Origin of the sequence: Variovorax boronicumulans, from assembly GCF_009811375.1 — a bacterium.
Taxonomy (GTDB): domain Bacteria; phylum Pseudomonadota; class Gammaproteobacteria; order Burkholderiales; family Burkholderiaceae_C; genus Variovorax; species Variovorax boronicumulans.
This window is the reverse complement of sequence record NZ_BKDH01000006.1, coordinates 88,322-113,583: the sequence shown is the minus strand read 5'-3', so window position 1 is coordinate 113,583 and position 25,262 is coordinate 88,322. Positions and strand designations below refer to the sequence as shown.

General features: G+C 68.7%; 27 protein-coding genes. 23 read left to right on the top strand and 4 right to left on the bottom strand.

The features are described from left to right. Positions 1–62 precede the first annotated feature (62 nt). The 13 genes from VHAB30_RS29545 (at position 63) to VHAB30_RS29485 (ending at position 11,180) form a co-directional block, all read left to right on the top strand. Complete coding sequence (locus tag VHAB30_RS29545) at positions 63–1,022, top strand: MBL fold metallo-hydrolase (RefSeq protein WP_159279569.1); 960 nt, start codon at positions 63–65, stop codon at positions 1,020–1,022. Continuing rightward, positions 1,019–1,489, top strand: coding sequence for a thioredoxin domain-containing protein (locus VHAB30_RS29540; RefSeq protein ID WP_159279568.1), 471 nt, complete (start codon positions 1,019–1,021; stop codon positions 1,487–1,489). Before VHAB30_RS29545 ends, VHAB30_RS29540 begins: the two co-directional genes overlap by 4 nt. A 144-nt stretch (positions 1,490–1,633) precedes the next feature. Next, on the top strand, positions 1,634–1,951 hold the full coding sequence (locus tag VHAB30_RS29535; protein ID WP_062473853.1) for a c-type cytochrome: 318 nt from the start codon (positions 1,634–1,636) through the stop codon (positions 1,949–1,951). Positions 1,952–1,970: 19 nt separating this feature from the next. Continuing rightward, a complete protein-coding gene (gene soxC / locus VHAB30_RS29530; RefSeq protein ID WP_159274800.1) occupies positions 1,971–3,335 on the top strand; it encodes a sulfite dehydrogenase in 1,365 nt (454 codons plus the stop codon). Further along, positions 3,319–4,368: a c-type cytochrome gene (locus VHAB30_RS29525; RefSeq protein WP_159279567.1), complete on the top strand. Its 1,050-nt coding sequence runs from the start codon at positions 3,319–3,321 to the stop codon at positions 4,366–4,368. Before soxC ends, VHAB30_RS29525 begins: the two co-directional genes overlap by 17 nt. A 19-nt stretch (positions 4,369–4,387) precedes the next feature. Further along, complete coding sequence (gene soxY, locus VHAB30_RS29520; RefSeq protein ID WP_056576806.1) at positions 4,388–4,846, top strand: thiosulfate oxidation carrier protein SoxY; 459 nt, start codon at positions 4,388–4,390, stop codon at positions 4,844–4,846. Positions 4,847–4,892: 46 nt separating this feature from the next. Continuing rightward, entirely contained in the window at positions 4,893–5,204 is a 312-nt protein-coding gene (gene soxZ / locus VHAB30_RS29515) for a thiosulfate oxidation carrier complex protein SoxZ (RefSeq protein ID WP_172438442.1), read from the top strand. Positions 5,205–5,271: 67 nt separating this feature from the next. Further along, positions 5,272–6,075 (top strand): sulfur oxidation c-type cytochrome SoxA, encoded by an 804-nt coding sequence (gene soxA, locus VHAB30_RS29510; protein WP_159279566.1) that lies wholly within the window; start codon positions 5,272–5,274, stop codon positions 6,073–6,075. Positions 6,076–6,088: 13 nt separating this feature from the next. Then, on the top strand, positions 6,089–6,742 hold the full coding sequence (gene soxX / locus VHAB30_RS29505; RefSeq protein WP_159279565.1) for a sulfur oxidation c-type cytochrome SoxX: 654 nt from the start codon (positions 6,089–6,091) through the stop codon (positions 6,740–6,742). Positions 6,743–6,761: 19 nt separating this feature from the next. After that, complete coding sequence (soxB, locus tag VHAB30_RS29500; RefSeq protein WP_159279564.1) at positions 6,762–8,486, top strand: thiosulfohydrolase SoxB; 1,725 nt, start codon at positions 6,762–6,764, stop codon at positions 8,484–8,486. Between the two features lie 42 nt (positions 8,487–8,528). Continuing rightward, on the top strand, positions 8,529–9,644 hold the full coding sequence (locus VHAB30_RS29495) for a YeeE/YedE family protein (RefSeq protein WP_159279563.1): 1,116 nt from the start codon (positions 8,529–8,531) through the stop codon (positions 9,642–9,644). 184 nt (positions 9,645–9,828) lie between these two features. Continuing rightward, entirely contained in the window at positions 9,829–10,824 is a 996-nt protein-coding gene (locus VHAB30_RS29490) for a DUF3829 domain-containing protein (RefSeq protein ID WP_159279562.1), read from the top strand. Between the two features lie 8 nt (positions 10,825–10,832). Then, positions 10,833–11,180 carry a hypothetical protein gene (locus tag VHAB30_RS29485; protein WP_159279561.1) on the top strand — a complete coding sequence of 116 codons (348 nt, stop codon included), beginning with the start codon at positions 10,833–10,835 and terminating at the stop codon, positions 11,178–11,180. 18 nt (positions 11,181–11,198) lie between these two features. Here VHAB30_RS29485 and VHAB30_RS29480 read toward each other — a convergent pair whose 3' ends face one another. Then, positions 11,199–12,407: a hypothetical protein gene (locus tag VHAB30_RS29480; RefSeq protein ID WP_159279560.1), complete on the bottom strand. Its 1,209-nt coding sequence runs from the start codon at positions 12,405–12,407 to the stop codon at positions 11,199–11,201. A 238-nt stretch (positions 12,408–12,645) separates the two neighbouring features. Between VHAB30_RS29480 and VHAB30_RS29475 the strand changes: the two genes are divergently transcribed. From VHAB30_RS29475 to kdpE, 10 genes are all read left to right on the top strand, one after another. Beyond that, a complete protein-coding gene (locus tag VHAB30_RS29475; protein WP_159279559.1) occupies positions 12,646–13,296 on the top strand; it encodes a hypothetical protein in 651 nt (216 codons plus the stop codon). Positions 13,297–13,510: 214 nt separating this feature from the next. Beyond that, positions 13,511–13,651, top strand: coding sequence for a hypothetical protein (locus VHAB30_RS31015; RefSeq protein ID WP_172438440.1), 141 nt, complete (start codon positions 13,511–13,513; stop codon positions 13,649–13,651). After that, positions 13,648–13,746 carry a K(+)-transporting ATPase subunit F gene (gene kdpF / locus VHAB30_RS29470; protein WP_056576794.1) on the top strand — a complete coding sequence of 33 codons (99 nt, stop codon included), beginning with the start codon at positions 13,648–13,650 and terminating at the stop codon, positions 13,744–13,746. The genes VHAB30_RS31015 and kdpF overlap by 4 nt, the downstream gene beginning before the upstream one ends. 1 nt (position 13,747) lies before the next feature. Continuing rightward, positions 13,748–15,547, top strand: a complete 1,800-nt coding sequence (kdpA, locus tag VHAB30_RS29465; RefSeq protein WP_159279558.1) for a potassium-transporting ATPase subunit KdpA — start codon at positions 13,748–13,750, stop codon at positions 15,545–15,547. Between the two features lie 13 nt (positions 15,548–15,560). Then, positions 15,561–17,669 carry a potassium-transporting ATPase subunit KdpB gene (gene kdpB / locus VHAB30_RS29460; RefSeq protein WP_159279557.1) on the top strand — a complete coding sequence of 703 codons (2,109 nt, stop codon included), beginning with the start codon at positions 15,561–15,563 and terminating at the stop codon, positions 17,667–17,669. A 13-nt stretch (positions 17,670–17,682) separates the two neighbouring features. Further along, positions 17,683–18,276 (top strand): potassium-transporting ATPase subunit KdpC, encoded by a 594-nt coding sequence (gene kdpC, locus VHAB30_RS29455; protein ID WP_159274790.1) that lies wholly within the window; start codon positions 17,683–17,685, stop codon positions 18,274–18,276. A gap of 13 nt (positions 18,277–18,289) precedes the next feature. After that, positions 18,290–18,646, top strand: a complete 357-nt coding sequence (locus tag VHAB30_RS29450) for a hypothetical protein (protein ID WP_062473825.1) — start codon at positions 18,290–18,292, stop codon at positions 18,644–18,646. Further along, entirely contained in the window at positions 18,636–18,767 is a 132-nt protein-coding gene (locus tag VHAB30_RS31285; protein WP_255221096.1) for a hypothetical protein, read from the top strand. The genes VHAB30_RS29450 and VHAB30_RS31285 overlap by 11 nt, the downstream gene beginning before the upstream one ends. 13 nt (positions 18,768–18,780) lie before the next feature. After that, the gene (locus tag VHAB30_RS29445; RefSeq protein ID WP_159279556.1) at positions 18,781–21,525 is read left to right on the top strand and encodes a DUF4118 domain-containing protein; all 2,745 of its coding nucleotides are present in this window, start codon (positions 18,781–18,783) and stop codon (positions 21,523–21,525) included. 8 nt (positions 21,526–21,533) lie between these two features. Continuing rightward, positions 21,534–22,235 (top strand): two-component system response regulator KdpE, encoded by a 702-nt coding sequence (kdpE, locus tag VHAB30_RS29440; RefSeq protein WP_119553599.1) that lies wholly within the window; start codon positions 21,534–21,536, stop codon positions 22,233–22,235. Here kdpE and VHAB30_RS29435 read toward each other — a convergent pair whose 3' ends face one another. From VHAB30_RS29435 to VHAB30_RS29425, 3 genes are read right to left on the bottom strand one after another with little or no spacing between them, the layout of a single operon-like run. Beyond that, positions 22,236–23,402, bottom strand: coding sequence for an acyl-CoA dehydrogenase family protein (locus tag VHAB30_RS29435; protein ID WP_095950305.1), 1,167 nt, complete (start codon positions 23,400–23,402; stop codon positions 22,236–22,238). A gap of 45 nt (positions 23,403–23,447) precedes the next feature. Continuing rightward, positions 23,448–24,218: an enoyl-CoA hydratase/isomerase family protein gene (locus tag VHAB30_RS29430; protein ID WP_159279555.1), complete on the bottom strand. Its 771-nt coding sequence runs from the start codon at positions 24,216–24,218 to the stop codon at positions 23,448–23,450. Beyond that, positions 24,215–25,210, bottom strand: coding sequence for a Bug family tripartite tricarboxylate transporter substrate binding protein (locus VHAB30_RS29425; protein ID WP_159279554.1), 996 nt, complete (start codon positions 25,208–25,210; stop codon positions 24,215–24,217). Before VHAB30_RS29425 ends, VHAB30_RS29430 begins: the two co-directional genes overlap by 4 nt. Between the last annotated feature and the right edge of the window lie 52 nt (positions 25,211–25,262).

Below are 25,262 nucleotides of genomic sequence, written 5' to 3'. Positions count from 1 at the left end.
TTATATTTACAGCCGGGCAAGCCCGCGGCCCTCGCCGCCCAGCCCGCAGGAGACGACCCACGATGTTCCCGTGCCGGCCCACCGCCGTTCGCGCGAAGGCGCTGCTGATGTGCGCTGCGCTCTGGCTGAGCGCCAGTGCCGCGTTCGCCGCGCCCGAGATCCGCCCGCTGCCGGTGGCGCCCGACATCTACTACGTGCAGGGCATCCCCGCGCTGGGCTCGAAGGAGAACCAGAACTTCATCTCCAACGCCGGCTTCGTCGTCACGCGCGACAGCGTCGTGATGATCGACGCGCTCGGCTCGCCCGCCGTTGCCGAGCGCATGGTGGAAGAGATCCGCAAGCTCACGCCCAAGCCGATCAGCCACGTCATCCTCACGCACTACCACGCCGACCACATCTACGGCCTGCAGGTGTTCAAGGCGCTGGGCGCGCAGATCGTGGCGCACGCGCGGGGTAAGACCTACCTCACGTCCGACACCGCGCGGCTGCGGCTCGAGGCCTCGCGCCAGGAGCTCGCGCCGTGGATCGACGAGCGCACGCGCCTGGTGCCGGCCGATGTGTGGATCGACGGGCGCACCGAACTGACGATTGGCGGCACGCGCTTCGTGATCCAGCCCGCCGGCCCCGCGCACACGCCCGAAGACCTCGCCATCTTCCTGCCGCAGCAGAAGGTGCTGTTCACCGGCGACATCGTGTTCCGCAACCGCACGCCCTACGTGGGCTCGGCCGACAGCCGGCACTGGATCGCGTCGCTCGACGCGCTGCTCGCACTCGACGCACGCACCATCGTGCCGGGCCACGGCCCCGTGTCGGACGACCCGGCGCAAGACCTGCGGCAGACGCGCGACTACCTCGTCTTCCTGCGCGGCGCGATGCAGAAGGCCGCCACCGAGATGACACCCTTCGACGAGGCCTACGCCGCCACCGACTGGTCGCGCTTCGAGGCCTGGCCGCTGTTCAAGGTGGCCAACCGGATGAACGCCTACAACACCTACCTGCTGCTGGAGCAGGAGGCGCGATGAGCGGCGACCGCACGCGCCGGCAGCTCGTTGCGGGCCTCGCCGCGTGGTGCGTGGCGCCGATGGCCGTGCATGCGGCCGATGTGCAATTGCCCGCGCCTGCCTCGCTGGCCGGTGCGCTCGCGGCGGCGCTGGCCCGCGCGCAACCGCTGGTCGTCATGGCCAGCCTGCAGGGCTGCCCCTTCTGCAAGATCGCGCGCGAGCACTACCTCATGCCCGAACTCGCCGCGGGCTTGCCCGTGGTGCAGATCGACTTTCGTGATCAACGCACCGTGCGCGACTTCGACGGCGCCACGCGCACGCACGACGCGCTCATCAAGGCGTGGCACGTCAGCGTCGCGCCGACCGTGCTCTTCTTCGGCCGCAACGGCCGCGAGGTCGCCGAGCGCCTGACCGGCGGCGACTCGGACTTCTACGGCGCCTACCTCGAAGCACGCCTGCAGCAAGCGCGCACCGCCGTCCGAAGCTGACGTTATGCATGGCGAAACCGAACGGGTTTCCCCCAAGAGCAAAGCCCTTCCCTTGTTCACGATCGTCCCTAAAATCAATACATAACGATTTACTTATTTAACGATGAAACCGGCCGCTTCGGGGCGCGTTTCGAGGAGACCGAATTGAAGTTGCTGCTGCCGTCGCTCGCCGTCGCTGTCACCGCCTTGCTGCTGTCGACACCGGCCCTTGCCAACAAGGAACTGGCCCAGAAGAACGCCTGCCTCGCCTGCCACGCGGTCGACAAGAAGCTGGTCGGCCCCGCCTACCTCGACGTCGCGAAGAAGTACACCGGCCAGGCCGACGCGCTGGCCGCGCTCACCGCGAGCATCCAGAAGGGCAGCACCGGCAAGTGGGGCGCCGTGCCCATGCCCGCGCAGCCCGCGATGAGCGAGGCCGATGCCAAGGCGCTGGCCGCCTGGGTGTTGGGCGGCGCCAAGTAAGGCCCACGGACGCGACGCGATGAGCGGCAGCATCCAGCAGACCGGGCAGGTGCGCAAGGCACCCGAGAACTTTCTCGACGCGCAAGGCGTGCGCGCCGTCTTCGCCGAAGCCGGCAAGGGGCGACGCGACTTCATCCGCAACGCCTTCGCCGCGGCCGTCGCAGGCACGGCGGCCACGTCGTCCGCGCTCGCGCAAACGCGCACCGCAGCGGGCGACGGCGACCCCGCCATCCTGAACCTGCCCGCGCACAGCACGGGCCTCGGCCAGCCGGTGGTCACCGACGGCTACGGCAAGCCTTCCAAGTACGAAGCCAACGTGCAGCGCCGCCAGAGCCCGGGGCTCACGCCGACCGCGCAGGCCTCGGTGTCGTTCGCGCCGCTGCAGTCGCTGTTCGGCATCGTCACGCCCAGCGGCCTGCACTTCGAGCGGCACCACCAGGGCTGGTGGGACATCGATCCGTCCAAGCACCGGCTGATGGTCAACGGCATGGTGAAGACGCCGAAGGTCTTCACGCTCGACGAGCTGATGCGCCTGCCTTCGGTGTCGCGCTTTCACTTCATCGAGTGCGGCGCCAACACCGGCATGGAGTGGGGCAACGTTGCCGTGCCCACGGCCCAGTACACGCACGGCATGCTGTCGTGCAGCGAGTTCACCGGCGTGCCGCTGATCACGCTGCTCGAGATGGCGGGCGCCGACCTCAAGGGCGAGCGCTTCGTGCTCGCCGAAGGCGCCGACGGCTCGTCGATGACGCGCACCATTCCCATGAGCCTCATCCGCTCCGGCGAGGTGCTCGTGGCCTACGGCCAGAACGGCGAGATGCTGCGGCCCGAGCAGGGCTACCCGCTGCGGCTCGTGGTGCCCGGCGTGCAGGGCGTGAGCTGGGTCAAGTACCTGCGCCGCATCGAACTCGGCGACCAGCCCTACGGCGCCAAGGACGAGACCGTGCACTACGTCGACCTGATGCCCGACGGCCAGCACCGCCAGTACACCAGCATCCAGGAATGCAAGAGCGTCGTGACCACGCCCTCGGGCGGGCAGATGCTGCTCGACAAGGGCTTCTACAACATCACCGGCCTCGCATGGTCGGGCCGCGGCAAGGTGAAGCGCGTGGACGTGAGCGTGGACGGCGGGCGCAACTGGCGCACCGCGCGGCTCGAATCGCCCGTGCTCTCGAAGTGCCTCACGCGCTTCAACATCGACTGGGTGTGGGACGGCACGCCCGCCATCATCCAGAGCCGCGCGATCGACGACACCGGCTACGTGCAGCCCAGCTACAAGCAGCTGCGCGCGGTGCGCGGCACGCGCTCGATCTATCACAACAACGCCATCCAGTCGTGGCAGGTGCAGGCGAACGGGGAGGTGGCGAATGTCCAGCTTTCCTAAGCGCGCACTGCTGTTGCTGGTTCTCGCATGCGGCGCTGCGGCATGGGCGCAACCGAAGACGGCAGGCTACGCCGGCATCGGCCGCGACGCCACGCCCAAGGAAGTGGCCGCGTGGGACATCGACGTGCGCCCCGACTTCAAGGGCCTGCCGCCCGGCTCGGGCTCGGTCACGCGCGGGCAGGACCTGTGGGAAGGCAAGTGCGCCTCGTGCCACGGCGTGTTCGGCGAGTCGAACCAGGTGTTCAGCCCGATCGTCGGCGGCACCACGGCCGAGGACATCAAGAGCGGCCACGTCGCGCGCCTGAAAGACCCGGCCTTCCCGGGCCGCACCACGCTGATGAAGGTCACGAGCCTGTCGACCGTGTGGGACTACGTGTACCGCGCCATGCCGTGGAACCAGCCCAAGTCGCTGACACCCGACGACGTGTACGCCGTCACCGCCTACATGCTGAACCTCGGCGGCATCGTGCCCGACGACTTCACGCTGTCCGACAAGAACATCCGCGAGGTGCAGGCCCGCATGCCCAACCGCAACGGCGGCACCACCGCGCACGCGATGTGGCCCGGCAGCGAGTTCGGCCGCGCGACGAAGCCCGACGTGTCGGCCGTGGCCTGCATGCGCGACTGCGTGCCGGCGGCGTCGTCCGTCGCGCAACTGCCGCCGCATGCGCGCGGCAGCCACGGCAACCTCGCCGACCAGAACCGGCTGGTGGGTGCACAGCGCGGCATCGCCACCGCGGCGCCTGTGGCTGCTGCCGTGAAGACCAGCGCACCAGCCGCGGCCCCGAAGGTGCCCGTGGCGCTGCTCGAGAAGAACAGCTGCACCGCCTGCCACGGCATGACGCAGAAGCTCGTCGGCCCCGCCTTCTCGGACATCGCGAAAAAGTACCCCGGCCAGGCTGACCATCTGCTGCAGAAGATCAAGGCGGGCAGCACCGGCGTCTGGGGGGCGATCCCGATGCCGCCGCAGACCCTCGGCGACGATGATGCCAAGGCCATCGCCCGCTGGCTCGCCGACAGCGCCGGACCATGATTCGACAGGAGACAACCCCATGAAAAACCGCAGACAGATGCTCACGCAGTCCGCCGCCCTCGCAGGCCTGGCGGCCACCGCCGGCTGGCTCCCCGCCACCGCCCTCGCGTATTCGAAAGACGCCTTCGACGCCAAGAGCGTGGCCGACGCGCTCAAGGCCGTCGGCGTCACCGGCGCGCCCACCGAGAGCAAGGACGTCACCATCACCGGCCCCGACATCGCCGAGAACGGCGCCGTGGTGCCGCTCAGCGTGGCCACCGCCCTGCCCGGCGTGAAGCAGCTCATGCTGCTGGTCGAGAAGAACCCCAACGCCGTGGTCGCGATCTTCAACACCTCGGAGTTCGTCGAGTCGAACTTCACCACGCGCGCCAAGCTGGGCCAGTCGTCCGACGTGTACGCGATCGCGGTCATGAACGACGGCAAGGCGCTCTTCGCCAAGAAGGAAGTCAAGGTCACGCTCGGCGGCTGCGGCGGCTGAGCGACGGGCTTCACACACAGAACACGACGAGAAGAAGGAGACCACCATGGCAGATCCCATGCGCATCCGCGCCCAGGCCGCGGGCGACAAGACGACCGTGCGCATCCTCATGGCGCACGAAATGGAAACCGGCCAGCGCAAGGACGCCGCCGGCAAGACCATCCCCGCCTGGTTCATCCAGGAGGTCACGGCCTCGCTCAACGGCAAGACCGTGCTCACGGCCGACTGGGGCCCGGCGGTGTCGAAGAACCCTTTCATGCAGTTCACGCTGAAGGGCGCGAAGGCCGGCGACAAGATCGCCGTGACCTGGAAGGACAACCGCGGCGACACCCGCACCGACGAAGCCACCGTCAGCTGACGCTTTCTTCGCCCACGCGGGCGCTCGCTCGCGTGTTGTGTTCCCCACGAGAAAAAAAGGCGGCCCCATGAGGACAACCACATGCCTGAGCCTGCTGGTGCTGGCCGGCAGCATCGCACTGCCCGCCGCGGCGCAGAAGACCACGGCCGAAGGCATCGCCGAGTACCGCGCGCTGCTGCAGGACGGCAACCCCGCCGAACTGTTCGAGGCCAAGGGCGAAGACCTCTGGAAACAGAAGCGCGGGCCCAAGGTCGCGTCGATGGAGAAGTGCGACCTCGGCAAGGGCCCGGGCGTGGTGAAGGGCGCGTTCGCCGAACTGCCGCGCTACTTTCCCGACACCGGCCGCGTGCAGGACATGGAGTCGCGCCTGCTCACCTGCATGGAAACCTTGCAGGGCTTCGACGCCGCCGTCATCGCCAAGACGCCGTTCGGCCAGGGCGAGCAGAAGAACCTCGAGGGGCTGGTGGCGTGGATCTCGGCCGAATCGAAAGGCCTGCCGCTGAACCTGCCGCAGTCGCATGCGAGCGAGCGCCGTGCGTACGAAGTGGGCAAGCGCCTGTTCTTCCTGCGCGCCGGCCCGCACGACTTTGCCTGCGCCACCTGCCACGGCGCCGACGGCAAGCGCATCCGCCTGCAAGACCTGCCCAACCTCACGAAGAACCCCGGCGCCGGTGAAGGCTTCGGTGCCTGGCCGGCGTACCGCGTGTCGTCGGGCGAGCTGTGGGGCATGCAGCGCCGTCTCAACGACTGCTTCCGCCAGCAGCGCTTTCCGTACCCGGGCTATGCCAGCGACGTGACCGTGGCGCTGGCCGTGTACATGGGCGTCAACGGCAAGGGCGGCAAGACCACCGCACCGGCCATCAAGCGCTGAAGGAGCCACGCCCATGAAGTCTGATCATTTCCTCGGCCTGGCCGCCGTGGCCTGCGCGCTCACCGTGTTCGGTTGCGCGTCCGTCGACAGCGCCGCCGAGCTCGACAAGCTCACCGCCGACGCGCTGCAGCGCTCCTTCCGCGACCAGGGCATCGCCAAGGTCGACCGCCTCGTGCAAGACCCGGCCAACCTCGCGTGCAGCGAAGCCGAGGCCAGCGGCAAGCCGCTGGACGAGCAGCGCACCAAGGAGATCGAGGCCGCGAACATGAAGACCGTGCGCTGGCCTTCCGATGGCAAGTTCGTCGGCGACTGGCGCGAGGGCGAGAAGATCGCGCAGAACGGCCGTGGCCTCACCTGGACCGACGCGGCCAATGCCGCCAACGGCGGCAATTGCTACAACTGCCACCAGATGTCGAAGGAAGAAATCTCCTTCGGCACGCTCGGCCCGAGCCTGTACCACTACGGAAAGTTGCGCGGCGTGAGCGACCCGGCCAGCGCTGCGTCCAAGCCCATCGTCGAATACACCTGGGGCAAGCTGTGGAACGCGCGCGCCTACAACGCCTGCTCGAACATGCCGCGCGTCGGCCATTCCGGCATCCTCAACGAGAAGCAGATCCGCGACGTGATGGGCTTGCTGCTCGACCCCCAGTCCCCCGTCAACCGCTGAACGCCCGGCTTCTCTCTTCATGAACCTTTCCAAGCGCGAGTTCGTCCAGATGCTCGGTGCCGGCGCTGTCGCCGGCCTGGGCCTGGGCCGCCACGGCAGCAGCATGGCCGCCGGCCTCGACGGCATGTACACCGTGCCGGCCTTCGGCAACGTGTCGATGCTGCACATGACCGACTGCCACGCGCAGCTCAAGCCGCTGTACTTCCGCGAACCGGGCGTCAACATCGGCGTGGGCCACATGCGCGGCAAGGTGCCGCACCTCGTGGGCGAGCATTTGCTCAAGGCCGCCGGCGTGAAGCCCGGCACGCGCATGGCGCATGCGCTCACCTACCTTGACTTCGACAAGGCCGCGCAGCGCTACGGCAAGGTCGGCGGCTTCGCGCACCTGGCCACGCTGGTGAAACAGCTCAAGGCCAGCCGCCCCGGCGCGCTGCTGCTCGACGGCGGCGACACCTGGCAGGGCTCGGCCACGTCGCTGTGGACCGACGCACAGGACATGGTCGACGCCTGCAAGCTGCTCGGCGTCGACGTGATGACCGGGCACTGGGAGTTCACCTACGGCATGGCGCGGGTGCAGCAGATCATCGAAAAAGACTTTGCGGGCAAGGTCGAGTTCGTGGCGCAGAACGTCAAGACCGCCGACTTCGGCGACCCGGTGTTCAAGCCCTACGTGATGCGCGAGATCAACGGCGTGCCCTGCGCCATCATCGGCCAGGCCTTTCCGTACACGCCCATCGCCAACCCACGCTACATGGTGGCCGACTGGACCTTCGGCATCCAGGACGACAACCTGCAGCGCGTGGTGAACGAGGCGCGCGGCAAGGGCGCGCAGGTGGTGGTGGTGCTGTCGCACAATGGCATGGACGTCGACCTCAAGATGGCCAGCCGCGTCACCGGCGTCGACGCCATCCTGGGCGGCCACACGCACGACGGCACGCCCATGCCCACGCTGGTGAGCAACGCGGGCGGCAAGACCATCGTGGTCAACGGCGGCTCCAACGGCAAGTTCCTCGGCGTGATCGACTTCGACGTCAAGGGCAAGAAGGTGAGCGACTTCCGCTACCGCCTGCTGCCCGTGTTCTCCGACCTCATTCCGGCCGACAAGGAGATGGACGCGCTCATCACCCGCGTGCGCGCGCCCTACGAAGCCAAGCTGGCCGAAACCCTGGCTCACACCGACGGCGCGCTGTACCGGCGCGGCAACTTCAACGGCACCGGCGACCAGCTGCTGCTCGATGCGCTCATGGAAGTGCAGGACGCGCCCATCGCCTTCTCGCCCGGCTTCCGCTGGGGCACCTCGCTGCTGCCCGGCCAGGCGATCACGCGCGAGTGGCTGATGGACATGACGGCCACCACGTACTCGTACGCGACGGTGACGCAGATGACCGGCGAGACGCTCAAGACCGTGCTCGAAGACGTGTGCGACAACCTCTTCAATCCCGACCCCTACTACCAGCAGGGCGGCGACATGGTGCGCGTGGGCGGGCTGCAGTACACCTGCGACCCGACGGCCGCGATGGGCCAGCGCATTCAGGACATGCGCCTGGGTGGCAAGCCCATCGACGCCAATCGCAGCTACAAGGTCGCGGGCTGGGCGCCCGTGAGCGAAGAGGCGCGCACCGCCGGCAGCAAGCCGGTGTGGGAGGTCATCGAGCCGTGGCTGAAGTCGCGCAAGGTGGTGACCACGCGCCGGCTCGACGAACCCGTGCTGAAGAACATCGCGCCGAACCCCGGCCTGGGCTGAATGGGCCCCCGCACGCGCGGGGTCGCTCCCTAGAATCGGGGCATGTCCATCGCGCAGCTTTCCCTTCTCACCACGCTCGCGCTCGTGGCGGCCTTCGTGCTGTCGGCGGTGTTCGGCGCCGTCGCGCGCGCCACGCGCTTTTGCACCATGGGCGCGATCAGCGACGTGGTGGCGCTGGGCGACTGGACCCGCGTGAAGCAGTGGGCCGCGGCCGGCGGCGTCGCGCTCATCGGCTTCTCGGCGCTCGTGTTCACGGGGCTCGTCGATGCCGACCGCACGCTCTACGCCTCGCACCAGATCCTCTGGCTCGCCGCGCTGGTCGGCGGCCTGCTGTTCGGCGTGGGCATGGTGCTGTCCTCGGGCTGCGGCAACAAGACGCTGGTGCGCCTGGGCGGCGGCAACCTCAAGGCGCTGGTGGTGCTGGTGCTCATGGGCGTGTCGGCCTTCGCCACGCTGAAGGGCATCACCGCGGTGCTGCGCGTCGCGACCGTCGATGCGGTGCACATCGACCTGGCGATGAATGCGTCGTTGCCCGATGTGCTGGCCGCGTCTTTCCAACTGAAGGCGTCTTCGCTGCGCCTCGCGCTCGGCCTCGTGCTGGGCGGCGCGTTGCTCGTGTGGGCCGCATGGGGCCGCGAGACGCGCGACGTGCGCAGCCTCGTCGGCGGCATGCTGATCGGCGCGCTGGTCGTCGGTGCGTGGTGGCTCAGCGGCCACTGGGCGGTGGTCGAAGAGCATCCGCTCACGCTCGAGCACGTGTTCCTAGCCACCAACTCCGGCCGCGCCGAAGCGCTGAGCTTCGTCACGCCGGTGGCCTACGCGCTCGACTGGCTCATGTTCTACAGCGACGCCAACAAGCGGCTCACGCTGGGCATCGTGTCGGTGGCCGGTGTGGTGGCGGGCGCCGCGCTGCATGCACTGTGGTCGCGCGAATTCCGCTGGGAAGGCTTCGCCGGCACCGGCGACCTCGCGCACCACGCGACGGGCGCCGTGCTCATGGGCATCGGCGGCGTCACGGCCATGGGCTGCACCATCGGGCAGGGCCTGAGCGCGCTGTCGACGCTGAGCATCGCGAGCCTGCCGGCCATCGCGGGCATCGTCATCGGTGCGGTGGTAAGCCTGAAGTACCAAGCCTGGCAGCTCGAACGCACGCTCTGACTTTCCAGGGCACGCCTTGAAGCGAATCCTCACAATTTAGTTCGGTGCGCGGGGCGTTTTTCGCGCGTTCGCGACGATCGGACGCGGTGGCGCTGGCTATCATTTTTCGCACCTGTTGCCGCTGCGAACGATGGCCTTCATCGACGGGCGCGGCACCGAACAACCACAACCGAGGGAGAGTGCCATGACTGCGCACAACAACCGATCGGCGCGCACGCGCCTGTTTGCCTTGAGCCTTTGTGTCTGCGCCGTGCTCGCGGCCTGCAAGGAAGACAACAAGCCGACACCGGCGGCAGCCTCGCCATCGCCGTCCGCATCGGGCAAGACCCAGCCCGCCAAGGACCCGGCCCGCGTGCAGGCCGCGGCCCGCACCACCTACAGCCAGGGCTACAACCGGCTCATCGACGACAACCGCAGCGTGGGTGCCAAGTACAAGAGCTACGTGCAGATGAACGTGAACGGCAAGTCGCCGAGCGGGAACTCGTTCTATGGCAGCCCTTCCGATGTGCAGTCCATCGTGGACGACCTGAAGAAGGCCCGCGCCGACGGCTCGGGCGACGCGGCGCTCGACGCGGCCGTCGACGGCGTGGTGGCCACGGGCGAGAAGCTCGTCGCCGTCTGGACGCCGATGGACCCGTACTACCGGTCCAAGAGCTTTCTCGAAGACAAGTGGGTCAAGGGCCGCGCGGCCGACGCCGACATGAACGCCGCCTTCAAGGGCCTGCTGGCCAGCATCGACACGCTGGGCGGCGAGCTGGACCGCGTGCAGGAGGCGTCGCGCACCGAACGCATGGCCAAGCTCAAGGCCGAGGGCGACATGCTCAACTACCACACGCTGGCCTCGATGGCGGTGGCCAAGAAGTTCGTCAACGGCCTCGACCAGATCGACGGCCTGAAGAACAAGGACGCCGTCGCCAAGGTCGATGCGGCGGCCAGCGAGTTGCAGGCCTCGCTGGAAGAACTCTCCAAAGCGCTGGAAGAAGCCAAGGCCGCAGCCAAGGCCAAGGGGGAAGCAGGCAAGGCGCCCAACTACAACTACGAGTCGCTGCACGGCAGCCTGCTGAACATGATCGGCCAATGGCGCACGTTCAAGGACAGCAAGTTCCCGTCGACGTACAAGAACATCGTGAGCTACTACAACTCCGCCGTGGGTTCGTACAACCGCGGCTTCGGCCGCTGACCTGGGCCATGGGCACCGCGCGGGTTCTTTCGCGCGCCCGCGTCGCGGCCCTGGCGGTCGCGGCGCTTCTCGTTGCGACGGGGTTGGCGGGATGCGGCAGCGCCCGCGAGACGCAGCAGATTCCCGTCACCGCGTTCCGCAACTACGGCGCGTCGCCGCTGCAGCACACCTTCTACATCGGCTCCGACGCGCGCTTCCACCGCTTCCAATGGTCCAACGGCAAGCAGGGCGGCACCTGGCTGATCGCGCGCGCCGAGATGGACATCGTCAACGAGAAATCAATTGACGACCCGGGCGTCGGCCGCGCCGGCTACTTCCTCAGCCGGCGTGACGACGGGCGGTGGATGGCGCACTGAGCCTGTCACTCGCCCGAATCAGGGCACCACGTCCATGACCACCGGGTAGTAGATGTCATAGACAGGGCCTCCGTCCGGGGTGTAGCGGAACTGAACCTGTGCGCTGTAGTGTCCGGGCGGCAGGCATCGGTCGTTGTAGCAGGCCTGCACCTGCGTACTCCAGCTGTAGCTCTTCGTCGCGTACCTGGGCAAGCCCGCTTCGTTGTAGAAGTAGTCATAGAGCCACAGGTTCGGCCCTGGGTACATGCTGGTGTCCACGCCGGGCGGTGTGTTCATCACCATGCCCATGTAGCGCATCTTGTCGCTGGTGTTGCCCGGGAAGAAGACCGCGTTGTCCTGTGCGGGCGCCAAGGTGGGCGTCCCTTGCTTGACCACGAAGTGCGCCTCCGGTTTGGCCAGGACGTAGGGCGCGCTGGAGGGGTTGGTCAGCACGCTCACCTCCAGCAGCCTGGACAGTTTCTGCCCCTCCGAGGTGACGGCGCTCACGCTGAAGCTGGCCTTGTACGACGTGGCGCTCGGCAGCAGCGCCGGCAGTGAGACCACGAGGTTCGGCGAGCCGTCGCCTGCCTTCTCGACCTTGAAGGTATCGGTCGACCCGATCGCCGGCGCGACGGCCCAGGAGGCGGCGCCCTCGGGCAGCGTGACCGGAACCGTCACAGGCGCCACGGCGGCGCCGAAGGGGGTGACGAAGTCGACGTTCTTGCTGCCCAGGACCAGTCCGGTCTTGACGGTGATCGCATACGGAATCTGCGGATTCTCGACCCGGATCTCCGACTGGCATGCCGTGTCCAGGCAGGCCTTGATCGTCATGTTGCCCTTGTAGGTCTTGGGGCCGTCGGGTGCGATCTTGCCGGTCATGTTCAGCGAAGCCGACTGTGCCGCGGCATTGATGGCGATGGCGGGCTTCTCTTCGAACAGCGGATCGGGCATCACGACAAGGAGCACCAGCACCTTGCCGCTGAGCAGATTCACGTCGCCCGACAGCGTGCCCGACACCAGGACGCTCGGGATCATCTGCCCTTCGTAGACCGTCTTGTCGATGCTGGCCGGCTGGTTGATGCGGATGGACAGGCCGTTGACATAGTTCACAGGGGGGGCGACGGGCGCGATGCCGATCGGAAAACCGCCACCACCGCCTCCTCCCCCACCACCGCCGCCGCCACAAGCGGCGATCACCAGGGACGCAAGGCCGGCCGCAGCCGCCTGAAAGACACGCTTCAGTTTCATCTCTTCCTCTCAGTGGATTGCACTTTTTTGCGGGCCCGATCGATCGCTCTTTCGGTCCGCACCCTCTTTGGTTTGCGCTGGCTTCCTGCGCGCTTGTTTTGAGAGATTGTTGTCGATTCCACCTGGCGGCGGCAAACAACCTGACAGGCATCACCGATCGCTCTGTCTTGGCAGACATGCGCCCGACCCGATCGGCAGATAGCATGCGCGTTCATTCCCCACCAACTTCGCCCCTCACATGACCCTCTCGACAAGGAACCTGAAGGCGCTTCCAGACATTCCGACGTTGAAGCGACTGACCCAGTCTCTTGCAATGCTCGACGCCATGCTCTCACCGGAGTGGGAGTACCGGTACTACTCGTTCAACGCCGCGTGGTCGGATGAGGCGGCGATGGCATCGATGCGCAATGGTTCGGGCGATCATTGGTTTGCCATCTTCTGCCAGGCCGGCGTCGCGCTCCACGGGCTTGCGCACGAGGCTCCGGCATTCCGGCCGGGGACGCCATGGCCCGGAATCTTCGAACGGCTGCCGGCGGAGTTCCGCACCAACCTGCTGGAAGAGCCGGCGTTCACGACCAGCGACAGCACCTTCTGTCTCTGGCGCCTGAGCAATGAAGAACGCTGGACTTGCGGACCGGTCGAGCTTCCGCCGGGTGAGGATCCGGATGGCTCCGCCGAGTTGCTTGGCATCCTCGCCGGCCGGCCCGAGCAGTACGTCGAATTCGCGGCTGACTACTACGAACGCGACCTCGACCTGGGCGATGTCGAGGCGATCTATCGGCACCAACCGCTCAGCGATGCGCTCGTCCGGCGATTCAATCCCGACCTCGACATGGCGTTGCTCGGAAATGACATCGCCGAGATCGGGTATCCCCGGCAGGTGGACTGACAGGGCCGCGCCATCGGCAACAGCCTTGGCTGTTTGAACGGCCCCGGCTCCCTTGCTGGAGCTCGCCGAGACATTCGACGCGACGCACCAGGCGGGCCTCATCCTCTGCGTTGCCCGCGTTTTTACGCTTTCTTTACGCCCCCCCACTCACTCTTTCCCCCGGTTTTACGCACGCCTGCCGAGACTCCTTTCATCTTGTTTGCAGGAGTGATGAATGGACATCGTCTGGATGGGCGCCTTGCTGGCGCTGTGGGTCGTGGTGGCGGCCATGGTCGTCGGGCTGAACCGGCTCGAAGGGCCGCAAAAGCCGCACGCGGGCGTTGATACGACACGCACGCCGGGGGATGCATCGTGATCGGCCTCGAAGTGCTGTACGGCTTCGGCGCGCTGGTCGCCGTGGTCCTGTTCGCGTACCTGGTGTTCGCGCTGATCTGCGCCGAGGAGTTCTGACATGGAAACCTCGGCCTGGGTCTTGCTGGCCCTTTTTCTCGGCGCGCTGCTCGTGCTGGCCTGGCCGCTGGGCAAGCTGCTGGCCGCGCTGTGCGCCGAGCGCGTGCCGCGCTGGATGCAGCGCGTCGAAGCGCCGCTGTACCGCCTCGCGGGCACGCAGCCCGAGCAGTCGATGCACTGGCTGCGCTACGCGCTGGCGTTGCTGGCGTTCAACGCCATCGGCGCGATCTTTCTCTATGCCCTGCAACGCCTGCAGGGCGGGCTGCCGTTCAACCCGGCCGGCATGGGCGCGGTGTCGCCCGACTCGGCCTTCAACACGGCGGTGAGCTTCGTCGCCAACACCAACTGGCAGGGCTATGCCGGCGAGTCGACCATGAGCTACCTCACGCAGATGCTCGGCCTGGCGGTGCAGAACTTCCTGTCCGCCGCCACCGGCATCGCGGTCGCCTTCGCACTGGTGCGCGGCTTTGCGCGCCGCGGTGACGGCAAGGGCCTGGTCGGCAACTTCTGGGCCGACGTGACGCGCGTCACGCTGTGGGTGCTGCTGCCGATCTCGTTCGTGCTCGCGCTGTGCCTCGCAGGGCAGGGCGTGATCCAGAACTTCGACGCCTACAAGAGCGTGCACACGGTGGAGGCCACGGCCTTCCAGCAACCGAAGAACGGCCCCGACGGCCAGCCGCTGAAGGACGACAAGGGCGCCCCCGTGATGGAAGACGCCACCACCCAAACGCAGACGCTGGCCATGGGCCCGGTCGCTTCGCAGGAAGCGATCAAGATGCTCGGCACCAACGGCGGCGGCTTCTTCAACGCCAACTCGGCGCATCCCTACGAGAACCCGACGGCGTTCAGCAACCTGCTGGAGATGCTGGCGATCTTCCTGATCCCGGCGGCGCTGTGCTTCGCCTTCGGCCGCGTGGTCGGCGACCTGCGCCAGGGCTGGGCCGTGCTCGCGGCGATGACGGTGCTGTTCGTGGTGGCGGTGCTGGCCGTCACGCCCGCCGAGCAAGCCGGCAACCCGCTGCTGGGCCCGCTGGGCGTGGACCAGATGGCCAGCGCGCTGCAAAGCGGCGGCAACATGGAAGGCAAGGAAGTGCGCTTCGGCATCGACGCCTCGGCCCTCTTCGCCGCCGTGACCACCGCCGCCTCGTGCGGCGCGGTGAACGCCATGCACGACTCGCTCACGCCCATCGGCGGCATGGTCCCCATGGTGCTGATGCAGCTGGGCGAGGTCGTCTTCGGCGGCGTCGGCAGCGGCCTGTACGGCATGCTGGTGTTCGCCATGCTCGCGGTGTTCATCGCGGGCCTGATGATCGGTCGCACGCCCGAGTACCTCGGCAAGAAGATCGAGGTGCGCGAGATGAAGCTGATCTCCATCGCCATCCTGGTCACGCCGGTGCTGGTACTGGCGGGCACGGCGCTGGCGGTGAGCGCGGGCGCGGGCAAGGTCGGCATTGCCAACCCCGGCGCGCATGGCTTCTCGGAGGTGCTGTACGCGCTGACATCGGCCGCCAACAACAACGGCAGCGCCTTCGCGGGCCTGTCGGCCAACACACCGTTCTACAACGGCCTGCTCGGCCTGGCGATGTGGCTCGGGCGCTTCGCGATGATCGTGCCGGTGCTCGCCATTGCCGGCGCGCTGGCCGCCAAGAAGCGCCTGCCCGTCACCAGCGGCACGCTGCCCACGCACGGCCCGCTGTTCGTCTTCCTGTTGATCGGCACCGTGCTGCTGGTCGGCCTGCTCAACTACGTGCCGGCGCTGGCCTTGGGCCCGATCGTCGAACACCTCGTGCTCTGGAAATAAGAAGGAGCGCACCATGACTGTCAAAACCAAAACCTCCCTCTCGCTGTTCGACGCAGCACTGGTCAAGCCCGCGCTCTGGGGCGCCTTCGCCAAGCTGAACCCGCGCACCCAGTGGCGCAACCCGGTGATGTTCATCGTCTACATCGGGAGCATCCTCACGACGCTGCTGTGGGTGCATGCGCTGAGCTTTCCGGGCGACACCGGCATGCAACCCGCCTTCGTGCTGGCCGTGACCATCTGGCTGTGGTTCACCGTGTTGTTCGCCAACTTCGCTGAAGCATTGGCCGAAGGCCGCAGCAAGGCACAGGCGGCCTCGTTGCGCGGCCTGCGCAAGGACACCTGGGCCAAGAAGCTGAAGGACCAGCAGCAGCCGCACCATGGCGCGGCGTGGCTGCCGGAGCAAGCGCCCAACCTGCGCAAGGGCGACGTCGTGCTGGTCGAGGCCGGCGACGTGATCCCGCTCGACGGCGAAGTCATCGAAGGCGTGGCCTCGGTCGACGAAAGCGCCATCACTGGCGAATCGGCACCTGTGGTGCGCGAATCGGGCGGCGACTTCTCGGCCGTCACCGGCGGCACGCGCGTGCTGTCCGACTGGCTGGTGGTGCGCATCTCGGTGAACCCGGGCGAGTCCTTCCTGGACCGCATGATCGGCATGGTCGAGGCGGCCAAGCGCCACAAGACGCCGAACGAGATCGCGCTGACCATCCTGCTGGTGGCGCTGACGATCGTGTTCCTCATGGTCACCGTCACGCTGCTGCCGTTCTCGGTGTTCAGCGTGGAAGCCGCGGGCGCGGGCACCGTGGTGTCGCTCACCGCACTGGTCGCGCTGCTCGTGTGCCTGATCCCGACCACCATCGGCGGCCTGCTCTCGGCCGTGGGCGTGGCCGGCATGAGCCGCATGATGCAGGCCAACGTGATCGCCACCTCGGGCCGCGCGGTCGAAGCCGCGGGCGACGTCGACGTGCTGCTGCTGGACAAGACCGGCACCATCACGCACGGCAACCGCCAGGCCAGCGCCTTCCTGCCTGCGCCCGGCGTGCCGAAGGGCCGCCTTGCACGCGCCGCCATGCTGGCTTCGCTGGCCGACGAGACGCCCGAGGGCCGCAGCATCGTCGAGCTGGCGCGCCGCGACGGCCTCGAAGCGGCGTCGGTCGAAGGCGCGCGCTTCGTGCCCTTCACCGCGCAGACCCGCATGAGCGGCGTCGACCTGCCGGCTGCTCCGAACAGCCTGGACGTCGACGCCATCGTGCTGCGCAAAGGCGCAGTCGATGCGGTGCGCCGCCATGTCGAATCGCTGGGCGGCAGCGTGCCGGCCGAGATGCTGCGCGCCGCCGAAGAAACGGCACGCCGCGGCAGCACGCCGCTGGCCGTGGCCGAAGGCAACCGCGTGCTCGGCGTGGTCGAACTCAAGGACATCGTCAAGACCGGCATCCGCGACCGTTTTGCCGAGCTGCGCCGCATGGGCATCAAGACCGTGATGATCACGGGCGACAACAAGCTCACGGCCGCTGCCATCGCGGCCGAGGCCGGCGTGGACGACTTCCTGGCCGAGGCCACGCCCGAGGACAAGCTCGCGCTCATCCGCAAGTACCAGGCCGAAGGCCGGCTGGTCGCGATGACCGGCGACGGCACCAACGACGCCCCCGCGCTCGCGCAGGCCGACGTGGCCGTGGCCATGGGCAGCGGCACGCAGGCCGCGAAGGAGGCCGGCAACATGGTCGACCTCGACTCCAACCCGACCAAGCTGCTCGAGGTGGTGGAGACCGGCAAGGCGCTGCTCATGACGCGCGGCTCGCTCACCACCTTCTCGATCGCGAACGACGTGGCGAAGTACTTCGCGATCATTCCGGCGATCTTCGTGTCGACCTACCCGCAGCTCGGCGCGCTCAACGTGATGCGCCTGGCCAGCCCGTCGTCGGCCATCTTGTCGGCGGTGATCTTCAACGCGCTCGTCATCGTGTTCCTGATTCCGCTGGCGCTCAAGGGCGTGCGCTACCGGCCGGTGGGCGCCGCCGCGCTGCTGCGTCGCAACCTCGCCATCTACGGCCTGGGCGGGTTGCTCGTTCCCTTCATCGGCATCAAGTTGATCGACTGGCTGCTGGTCGCAGTCCATCTGGTCTGAGGAGTTCTTCATCATGAAAAACAACAACGGCAGCATCGTCCGCCCCGCGCTCGTGCTCTTCGCACTGCTGAGCGCATTCACCGGCCTGCTCTACCCGGCGGCCGTCACCGGCGCCGCGCAGGCGCTGTTCCCCGCGCAGGCGGCGGGCAGCCTGGTGATGCGCGACGGCAAGCCCGTCGGCTCCGCGCTCATCGGCCAGAACTTCAGCGACCCGAAGCACTTCTGGGGCCGCCCGTCGGCCACCGCGCCGCAGCCCTACAACGCCAGTGCTTCGGGCGGCTCCAACCAGGGCCCGCTGAACCCCGCGCTGGCCGATGCGGTGAAGGCGCGCGTCGAGGCGCTGCGCGCGGCCGATCCGGGCAACACCGCGCCGGTGCCGGTGGACCTCGTCACGGCCTCGGCCAGCGGGCTCGACCCCGACATCAGCCCCGCCGCCGCCCACTACCAGGCCGCCCGCGTGGCGCGCGAACGCGGCGTGCCGATCGATCAGGTGAACGCGTTGATCGCGAAGAACACCCAGTCGCCGCTGTGGGGCGTGCTGGGTGAATCGCGCGTCAACGTGCTGGCGCTGAACCTGGCGCTCGATGCTTCTTCGACGGTGCGTTGAGGAGAAAACAACCATGGCCTATGCCGCCTACCGTGAACATCCTGTCGCCGTCGTGCGAAGTCCGATCGCGCCGCGCACGACGCAGTTCCATGTGCTCGACGTCACCGTCTGCTGCGCCGACGCGCTGCGCGTGCGCCGCAGCATCGCTGCCTGCGCCGAGGCCGGCGTGGTGCGCTGCGAGCCGCTGCTGCATGCCTGCAGCTCGCAGGAAAGCGACGCGCCCTGCGTGCGCCTGATGATCCGTTTTCCGACCGCGCGCTATGCCGAAGTGCTGCACCGCCTCATCGAATGCGTGCCTTCGGGCGAGATCGGCCGGCTCATGAGCTGGCGCGATCACCTCGCGCGCTGCGGCCTGCGCCATGGTCACTGACCTGTTGCACGCGCTGCTGGCCATGGCCGCGCTGTTCGTGCCGCTGGGCTTCGCCTGGTGGGTGCTGTCGCGCACCGCGCGCCGGCATGAACGGCGGCGCAAGAACGGGCCGATGCGCTAATCTGCACCCCCTCATGCCCGAGACCCGCCCCGACCCCGACGCCCTGCTCGCGCAACTGCGCAGCGACGAGGCGCGCGCGCTGCGCGGCAAGCTGCGCATCTACTTCGGTGCCAGCGCCGGCGTGGGCAAGACCTGGGCCATGCTCAGCGCCGCCCGGCGCGAGCGCGAGGCGGGGCGCGACGTGCTCATCGGCGTGGTCGAAACGCACGGCCGCAGCGAGACCGCCGCGCTGCTCGCGGGACTCGACACGCTGCCGCTGCGCGAGGTGCCCTACCGCGGCCGCACGCTCGCCGAGTTCGACCTCGACGCCGCCCTGGCGCGCAGGCCCGCCGTGCTGCTGGTCGACGAACTGGCCCACACCAACGCGCCGGGATCGCGCCACGCCAAGCGCTGGCAGGACGTGCAGGAGCTGCTGGCCGCGGGCATCGAGGTGTGGTCGGCGCTCAACGTGCAGCACCTCGAAAGCCTCAACGGCACCGTCGGCGCCATCACCGGCGTGCGCGTGCACGAGACCGTGCCCGACACCGTGCTCGACGAGGCCGACGAGGTGGTGCTGGTCGACGTCACGCCCGACGAACTCACGGCGCGGCTCGCGGCCGGCAAGGTCTACCTGCCGCAGCAGGCCGAGCGCGCCGCGCAGAACTTCTTCCGCAAGGGCAACCTGATCGCGCTGCGCGAGATCGCCCTGCGCCGCACCGCCGAGCATGTCGAGGACGACGTGCGCGGTTGGCGCGTCGAGCAGTCGGGCCCTGGCGGCAACGGGCACGGCGGCGCCGCGCTGCAGGCCTGGAACACCTCGGGCGCGATCCTCGCCTGCGTCGGCCCGCACGAGGGCGCGGCGCAGACCGTGCGCACCGCCGCGCGGCTCGCGGGCCAGCTCAACGTGCGCTGGCATGCCGCGTACGTCGAGACGCCACGGCTGCAGCGCCTCGATGCCGCGCAGCGCGACCGCATCCTCGCCGTGCTCAAGCTGGCCGAAGAACTGGGCGCGGCCACGGCCGTGCTCACCGGCGCCGATGTGGCGGAGCAACTGTCCGAGCAGGCGCGGCGCCTCAACTGCGCGACGCTGGTCATCGGGCGCGCGGAGCCCGTGCGCGGCTGGCGGCGTTGGTGGGGCGCGTCGGCCGTGCCGCTGGCGCGCGCGCTGGCGCAGCGGGCGCCGGCGCTCGACATCCTCGAAGTGGGCCGCGCCGACAGCGCGCGCCGCCTGTCGCAGGCGACGCTGGTCGCCACGCAGGCCGGCGACGACGACGAGCGCGCGCAGTCGCGCTGGCCCGGCTACGCCTGGGCCGCGGCCACCAGCATCGCGCTCACGCTGCTGTGCACGCCGCTCACGGGCGTGCTGGAGCTGTCCAACATCGTCATGCTGTTTTTGCTCGGCGTGGTGGGTGTGGCGATGCGTTTCGGGCGCGGGCCTTCGGCGCTCGCGGCCATGCTCAACGTGGCGGCCTTCGACTACTTCTTTGTCGCGCCGCGCCTGTCCTTCGCGGTCAGCGACGTGCAGTACCTGCTGACCTTCGCGGTGATGCTCGGTGTGGGCCTGCTGGTGGGCCAGCTCACGGCCGGGCTGCGCTTCGCGGCCGGCGTGTCGACCAGCCGCGAGCGCCGCGCGCGCTCGCTGTTCGAGCTCACGCGCGAACTCTCGGCCGCGCTCGAAAGCACCCAGGTCGTCGCGCTCGGCGCCGCCGCCGTGCAGGCCCATTTCGGCGGCCATGCGCGCGTGCTGGTCACCGACGCGGCCGACCAGCTCGTGCCCCCCGCCGACCCGCCGCCCGGTTTCGATGCGCAGGTGGCCGACTGGGCCTTCCGCCACAGCCAGCCCGCCGGCCTGGCCACCGCCACGCTCGCCGCGCAGCCCTGGCACTACGTGCCGCTGCGCGCGCCCATGCGCGTGCGCGGCGTCCTCGCGCTGTGCCCGGCCCGCCCGCGCTGGCTGCTGATTCCCGAACAGGCGCAGCAGCTGGACACGTTGGCGCGCCAGATCGCCATCGCGCTGGAGCGCGTGCACTACGTCGAGGTCGCGCAGCGCGCTGTGGTCGAGATGGAATCGGAGCGCCTGCGCAACGCGCTGCTCGGTGCCATCTCGCACGACGTGCGCACGCCGCTCACCGCGCTCATCGCGCTGGCCGAATCGCTGCAGACCCTGCCGGCCGAAGAACACGGCGAGGCCGCGCGCGCCATCGTCGCGCAGGCCCACGCGCTGCATGCGCTCGTCAGCAACCTGCTCGACATGGCGCGCCTCGAAAGCGGCGTGGCCGGCGGCGCGGTCAACCTGCGGCGCGACTGGCAGTCGGTCGAAGAGGTGGTGGGCGCCGCCATCCGCGCCGCGCGCCCCGCGCTGCGCGGCATGACCGTGCAGACCGCGTGGGACCCTGAGCTGCCGCTGGTCGAGTTCGACGCCGTGCTCATCGAGCGCGTGCTCGTCAACCTGCTGGAGAACGCCGCCAAGTACGGCGCCGCACCCATCGAGGTGGGGGCGCGCGCGGAGGCCGGCACGCTGGTACTCACGGTGCGCGACCACGGCCCCGGCCTGCCCGCCGCGCTGCAGGGCCGCGAGCAGACGCTGTTCGACAAGTTCACGCGCGGCGAGGCCGAATCCGCCACGCCCGGCGTCGGCCTCGGCCTGGCCATCTGCCGCGCCGTGGTGAGCGCGCACGGCGGCGAGATCAGCGCGGCGAATGCGCGCGATGGCGGTGCAGAATTCACCGTCACCTTGCCGCGCCGCGAGCCACCCGAACCCGCTGAAGCCCAGCTCTGAAACCCGCCATGCCATCCCCCACCGCCATCGTGATCGAAGACGAGCCGCAGATCCGCCGCTTCGTGCGCGGCGCGCTCGAGGCCGAAGGCTGGCAGGTGCACGAGGCCGGCACCCTGCGCGACGGCCTGGCGGCCGCCGGCACGCGCCAACCCGACCTGCTGGTGCTCGACCTGGGCCTGCCCGACGGCGACGGCGTGTCGCTGATCCGCGATGTGCGCGGCTGGTCGCAGGTGCCGATCATCGTGCTCTCGGCCCGCACCGACGAAGCCGACAAGATCGCCGCGCTCGACGCCGGTGCCGACGACTACCTCACCAAGCCCTTCGGCACCGGCGAACTGCTCGCTCGCGTGCGCGCCAACCTGCGCCGTCCACGCGCCGCGAGCGGCAACGGCGACGAACCTGCCGCCGAGGCCGTGTTCCGCTTCGGCGAGATCGAACTGGACCGCGCCGCACGCATCGTGCGCCGCGCCGGCGCCGAGGTGCACCTCACGCCGACCGAGTACCGGCTGCTGTCGGTGCTGGTGGCCAACGCCGGCCGCGTGCTGACGCAGCGGCAACTGCTGCGCGAGGTGTGGGGCCCGTCGCACACGGACCAGAGCCACTACCTGCGCATCTACATGGGGCATCTGCGACAGAAGCTGGAAGCCGATCCGGCGCAACCGAAGCATCTGCTGACGGAGACGGCGGTGGGGTACCGGCTGGTCGTCTAGTCAGCGTTTCAAGCCGAGCAGTTCGCGCGCCACGACCCAGCGGTGCACTTCGCTCGGACCTTCGTAGATCCGCATCAGGCGCGCTTCGTTGGCCATCTGATGCAGTGGCATTTCCTTGGTCATGCCCATGGCGCCGAACATCTGCATCGCGTGGTCGATCACTTTCCCCGCCATCTCCGTGGCGAACACCTTGACCATGGAGACCTGGCTGCGCGCCTCGTCGCCACGATCGATGCGTGCGGCTGCTTCGTAGGTCATGAGTCGACAGGCGTGAATGCGCGTGGCCGCGTCGGCAATCCACCATTGCACCGTCTGGCGTTCGGCGAGCGAGGCGCCGAAGGTGCTGCGCTGCGGTGCGTACTCGCACATCATGTCGAGCGCGCGCTGGGCGCGGCCCACGCACCACGCGGCCATCTGCAGGCGCCGGCTCGACAGGCGCGCCTGCATCGGCGCGAACCCCTGGCCTTCCTGGCCGAGCAGGCGTGCATGCGGCACGCGACAGTCTTCGAGCAGCACCTCGTAGGTCGAGACGCCGCCGATCATGGGGATGCGACGCTCGACGCGAAAGCCCGGGGTGTTGCGGTCGACGATGAACGCCGAGATGGCTGGGCGCCCCACCTTGGTCTTGTCCGTGACGGCCATGACGATGGTCCAGTCCGCGCGTGCGGCGCGGCTGATCCAGATCTTGCGGCCATTGAGAACCCAGTCGTCGCCGTCGCGCACGGCGCGCGTCGACATGGCCGAAGGGTCGGCGCCTGCGCCGGGCTCCGAAATGGCGATGGCCGAAACCGTCTCTCCGCGTGCGTAAGGGGCCAGGTAGGCGGCGCGCTGCGCGTCGTTGGCGGCGGTCAGCAGCATCCGCAGGTTGGGCGAGTCGGGGGGCAGCTCGTAGGGCGTGATGGTCTTGCCGAATTCTTCGTTCACCCCGACCATCGCCACCACCGGCAGGTCGAGGCCCTCCATTTCGGCGGGTGCATCGAGGCCCCACAGGCCCCGGGCCTTCGACACGGTGTCCAGCCGCGCGTGCTCATCGGCCGACAGCTCCCAGGGCTCACCGGCGGCCTCCCGCTTCAGCAGGGCCGGTTCCAGCGGCAGCAGGTCTTCGCGCACGAAGCTGGCGACAAGCTCCTTGAGCGTCTGGTGTTCGGGGTCGAGTTCGAAATTCATTCAGGTACTCCGTCGTTGTCTGTGCAAAGCTGATCGAGTGGTCGCTCAGCGACCGGTGAAGCGCGGTGTGCGGCGCTCGGCCATGGCCTGGACGCCTTCACGGAAGTCTTCGCTCAGGAATTGCACCTGTTGCTCGACCAGCTCCCGTTGGTTGACCGCGCGCACGTCCTGCGCGCAGCCGGCGCGCAAGGTGGCGCGCGTGCTCTGTACCGCGAGCGGCGCCGACCCGGCGATCTCCTGGGCGAGCGCCTGCGCGCGGGCCAGCACCTCGTCGGCCGTCACCAGTTCGTCGACCAGGCCGATGGCCAGCGCTTCGGTGCCGTCGATGCGGCGGCCCGTGTAGAACAGCATCGAGGCCTGCTGCATGCCGATCAGGCGAGGCAATGTGTGGCTCAGACCGAAGCCGGGGTGAAAGCCGAGCCGGTTGAAGTTGACGCTGAACCGCGCCTCGGCGCAGGCCACGCGAAAGTCGGCCACCAGCGCGAGCCCGACGCCCGCGCCCACCGCCGCGCCCTGCACCGCCGCGACCAACGGCTTTCGAGCGTCGAAGAGCCGCATGGCATGGGTGTAGAAGTCGGCGGGGTCGACGGCCTGGCCGCCCGAGGGAACGCCCGAGAAGTCGGCGCCGGCACAGAACGACTTGCCTTCGGCCGCGAGCACGACGGCGCGGCAGTCCGCATCGTCGTCGAGCGCGGCCAGGCGATCGGCCAGGTCGCGCATCGTGGTGGCGTCGACGAAGTTGTGAGGCGCGCGCCGCAGGGTCAGCGTGACGACATGGGCGTCGCGGCTTTGGGAAATGGAGGGCGAATCGGTCATTGGAGTTCGATCCTTGCGGCCGCCGCGATGCGCTTCCAGACGGCGATCTGTTCGCGCTGGAAGTCGCGCAGCTCGTCCTGGCCGCCTTTCATCGTGATCACGTTCTGCTTGGCGTAGAACTCTCGCGTCTCGGGCATGGCGAGGATCTTCACGAACATGTCCGACAGCTTGTCGACCACCGGCTTCGGCGTGTTGGCCGCCACGGCGACGCCCGTCCACGTGTCGGCGCTGAAGCCGCCGATGCCCTGTTCCTGCGCGGTGGGCACATCGGGCAGGCCGGCAAGGCGCTGGTCGGCCGCAATGGCGAGTGCGCGGATCTTGCCGCCGCGCAGCAACTCCATGGTGGCGGTGATGTCGGAGAGGCCCAGGTCGGTCTGCCCGGAGAGCGTGGCGTTGACTGCATCGGGCGCGCCCTTGTAGGGCACGTTGAGCAGCTGGATGCCGGCCTTGTCGGCGAACAGTTCGCCCATGAGCTGGTAGGCGGCCGACCCCGATGCATAGGTGCGCTGCCCGGGCTTGGCGCGCGCCGCATCGATCAGGTCCTTGAGTGTCTTGTAGGGCGAGTTGGCCGGCACGATGAGCACGATGGGGGAGCGCATGAGCGTCGAGACCGGGGCCAGGTCCTTCACCGGGTCGTACGGCAGTTGCTTGAACAGCGCCACGTTGGTGGCCAGCGTCGAGTTGCTGCCCATCAGCAGGGTGTAGCCGTCGGCAGGCGCGGAGGTCACGGCCTTCACGGCGATGAAACCGTTGGCGCCCGCGCGGTTCTCGACGATCACCGGCTGTCCTGCCAGCTCGCCCAGCTTTCGCGCGAAGAAGCGTGCGCCGACGTCGGTGCCGGAGCCGGGCGGAAAAGGCACGACGAAATGGATCGGCTTGGACGGATAGGTCGCGGCGGCCTGTTGTGGCTGGGCCTGCGCGAACGGTGCCGCGGCGGATGCCAGCGCGGCCGTGCATGCCACGGCGCGCAGCATCTTCGACAAAGGGTTCATGAACGTGTCTCCTGTGGTGGAGGCCGGATTCTATGAAGTTACTTGTTGATCG

What these genes read in the sequence shown, in the direction of transcription:
- VHAB30_RS29545 (WP_159279569.1), top strand. Translation starts at nt 63, where the DNA reads ATGTTCCCGTGCCGGCCCACCGCCGTTCGCGCGAAGGCGCTGCTGATG.
- VHAB30_RS29540 (WP_159279568.1), top strand. Translation starts at nt 1,019, where the DNA reads ATGAGCGGCGACCGCACGCGCCGGCAGCTCGTTGCGGGCCTCGCCGCG.
- soxC (WP_159274800.1), top strand. Translation starts at nt 1,971, where the DNA reads ATGAGCGGCAGCATCCAGCAGACCGGGCAGGTGCGCAAGGCACCCGAG.
- VHAB30_RS29525 (WP_159279567.1), top strand. Translation starts at nt 3,319, where the DNA reads ATGTCCAGCTTTCCTAAGCGCGCACTGCTGTTGCTGGTTCTCGCATGC.
- soxY (WP_056576806.1), top strand. Translation starts at nt 4,388, where the DNA reads ATGAAAAACCGCAGACAGATGCTCACGCAGTCCGCCGCCCTCGCAGGC.
- soxZ (WP_172438442.1), top strand. Translation starts at nt 4,893, where the DNA reads ATGGCAGATCCCATGCGCATCCGCGCCCAGGCCGCGGGCGACAAGACG.
- soxA (WP_159279566.1), top strand. Translation starts at nt 5,272, where the DNA reads ATGAGGACAACCACATGCCTGAGCCTGCTGGTGCTGGCCGGCAGCATC.
- soxX (WP_159279565.1), top strand. Translation starts at nt 6,089, where the DNA reads ATGAAGTCTGATCATTTCCTCGGCCTGGCCGCCGTGGCCTGCGCGCTC.
- soxB (WP_159279564.1), top strand. Translation starts at nt 6,762, where the DNA reads ATGAACCTTTCCAAGCGCGAGTTCGTCCAGATGCTCGGTGCCGGCGCT.
- VHAB30_RS29495 (WP_159279563.1), top strand. Translation starts at nt 8,529, where the DNA reads ATGTCCATCGCGCAGCTTTCCCTTCTCACCACGCTCGCGCTCGTGGCG.
- VHAB30_RS29490 (WP_159279562.1), top strand. Translation starts at nt 9,829, where the DNA reads ATGACTGCGCACAACAACCGATCGGCGCGCACGCGCCTGTTTGCCTTG.
- VHAB30_RS29485 (WP_159279561.1), top strand. Translation starts at nt 10,833, where the DNA reads ATGGGCACCGCGCGGGTTCTTTCGCGCGCCCGCGTCGCGGCCCTGGCG.
- VHAB30_RS29480 (WP_159279560.1), bottom strand. Translation starts at nt 12,407, where the DNA reads ATGAAACTGAAGCGTGTCTTTCAGGCGGCTGCGGCCGGCCTTGCGTCC.
- VHAB30_RS29475 (WP_159279559.1), top strand. Translation starts at nt 12,646, where the DNA reads ATGACCCTCTCGACAAGGAACCTGAAGGCGCTTCCAGACATTCCGACG.
- VHAB30_RS31015 (WP_172438440.1), top strand. Translation starts at nt 13,511, where the DNA reads ATGGACATCGTCTGGATGGGCGCCTTGCTGGCGCTGTGGGTCGTGGTG.
- kdpA (WP_159279558.1), top strand. Translation starts at nt 13,748, where the DNA reads ATGGAAACCTCGGCCTGGGTCTTGCTGGCCCTTTTTCTCGGCGCGCTG.
- kdpB (WP_159279557.1), top strand. Translation starts at nt 15,561, where the DNA reads ATGACTGTCAAAACCAAAACCTCCCTCTCGCTGTTCGACGCAGCACTG.
- kdpC (WP_159274790.1), top strand. Translation starts at nt 17,683, where the DNA reads ATGAAAAACAACAACGGCAGCATCGTCCGCCCCGCGCTCGTGCTCTTC.
- VHAB30_RS29450 (WP_062473825.1), top strand. Translation starts at nt 18,290, where the DNA reads ATGGCCTATGCCGCCTACCGTGAACATCCTGTCGCCGTCGTGCGAAGT.
- VHAB30_RS31285 (WP_255221096.1), top strand. Translation starts at nt 18,636, where the DNA reads ATGGTCACTGACCTGTTGCACGCGCTGCTGGCCATGGCCGCGCTGTTC.
- VHAB30_RS29445 (WP_159279556.1), top strand. Translation starts at nt 18,781, where the DNA reads ATGCCCGAGACCCGCCCCGACCCCGACGCCCTGCTCGCGCAACTGCGC.
- kdpE (WP_119553599.1), top strand. Translation starts at nt 21,534, where the DNA reads ATGCCATCCCCCACCGCCATCGTGATCGAAGACGAGCCGCAGATCCGC.
- VHAB30_RS29435 (WP_095950305.1), bottom strand. Translation starts at nt 23,402, where the DNA reads ATGAATTTCGAACTCGACCCCGAACACCAGACGCTCAAGGAGCTTGTC.
- VHAB30_RS29430 (WP_159279555.1), bottom strand. Translation starts at nt 24,218, where the DNA reads ATGACCGATTCGCCCTCCATTTCCCAAAGCCGCGACGCCCATGTCGTC.
- VHAB30_RS29425 (WP_159279554.1), bottom strand. Translation starts at nt 25,210, where the DNA reads ATGAACCCTTTGTCGAAGATGCTGCGCGCCGTGGCATGCACGGCCGCG.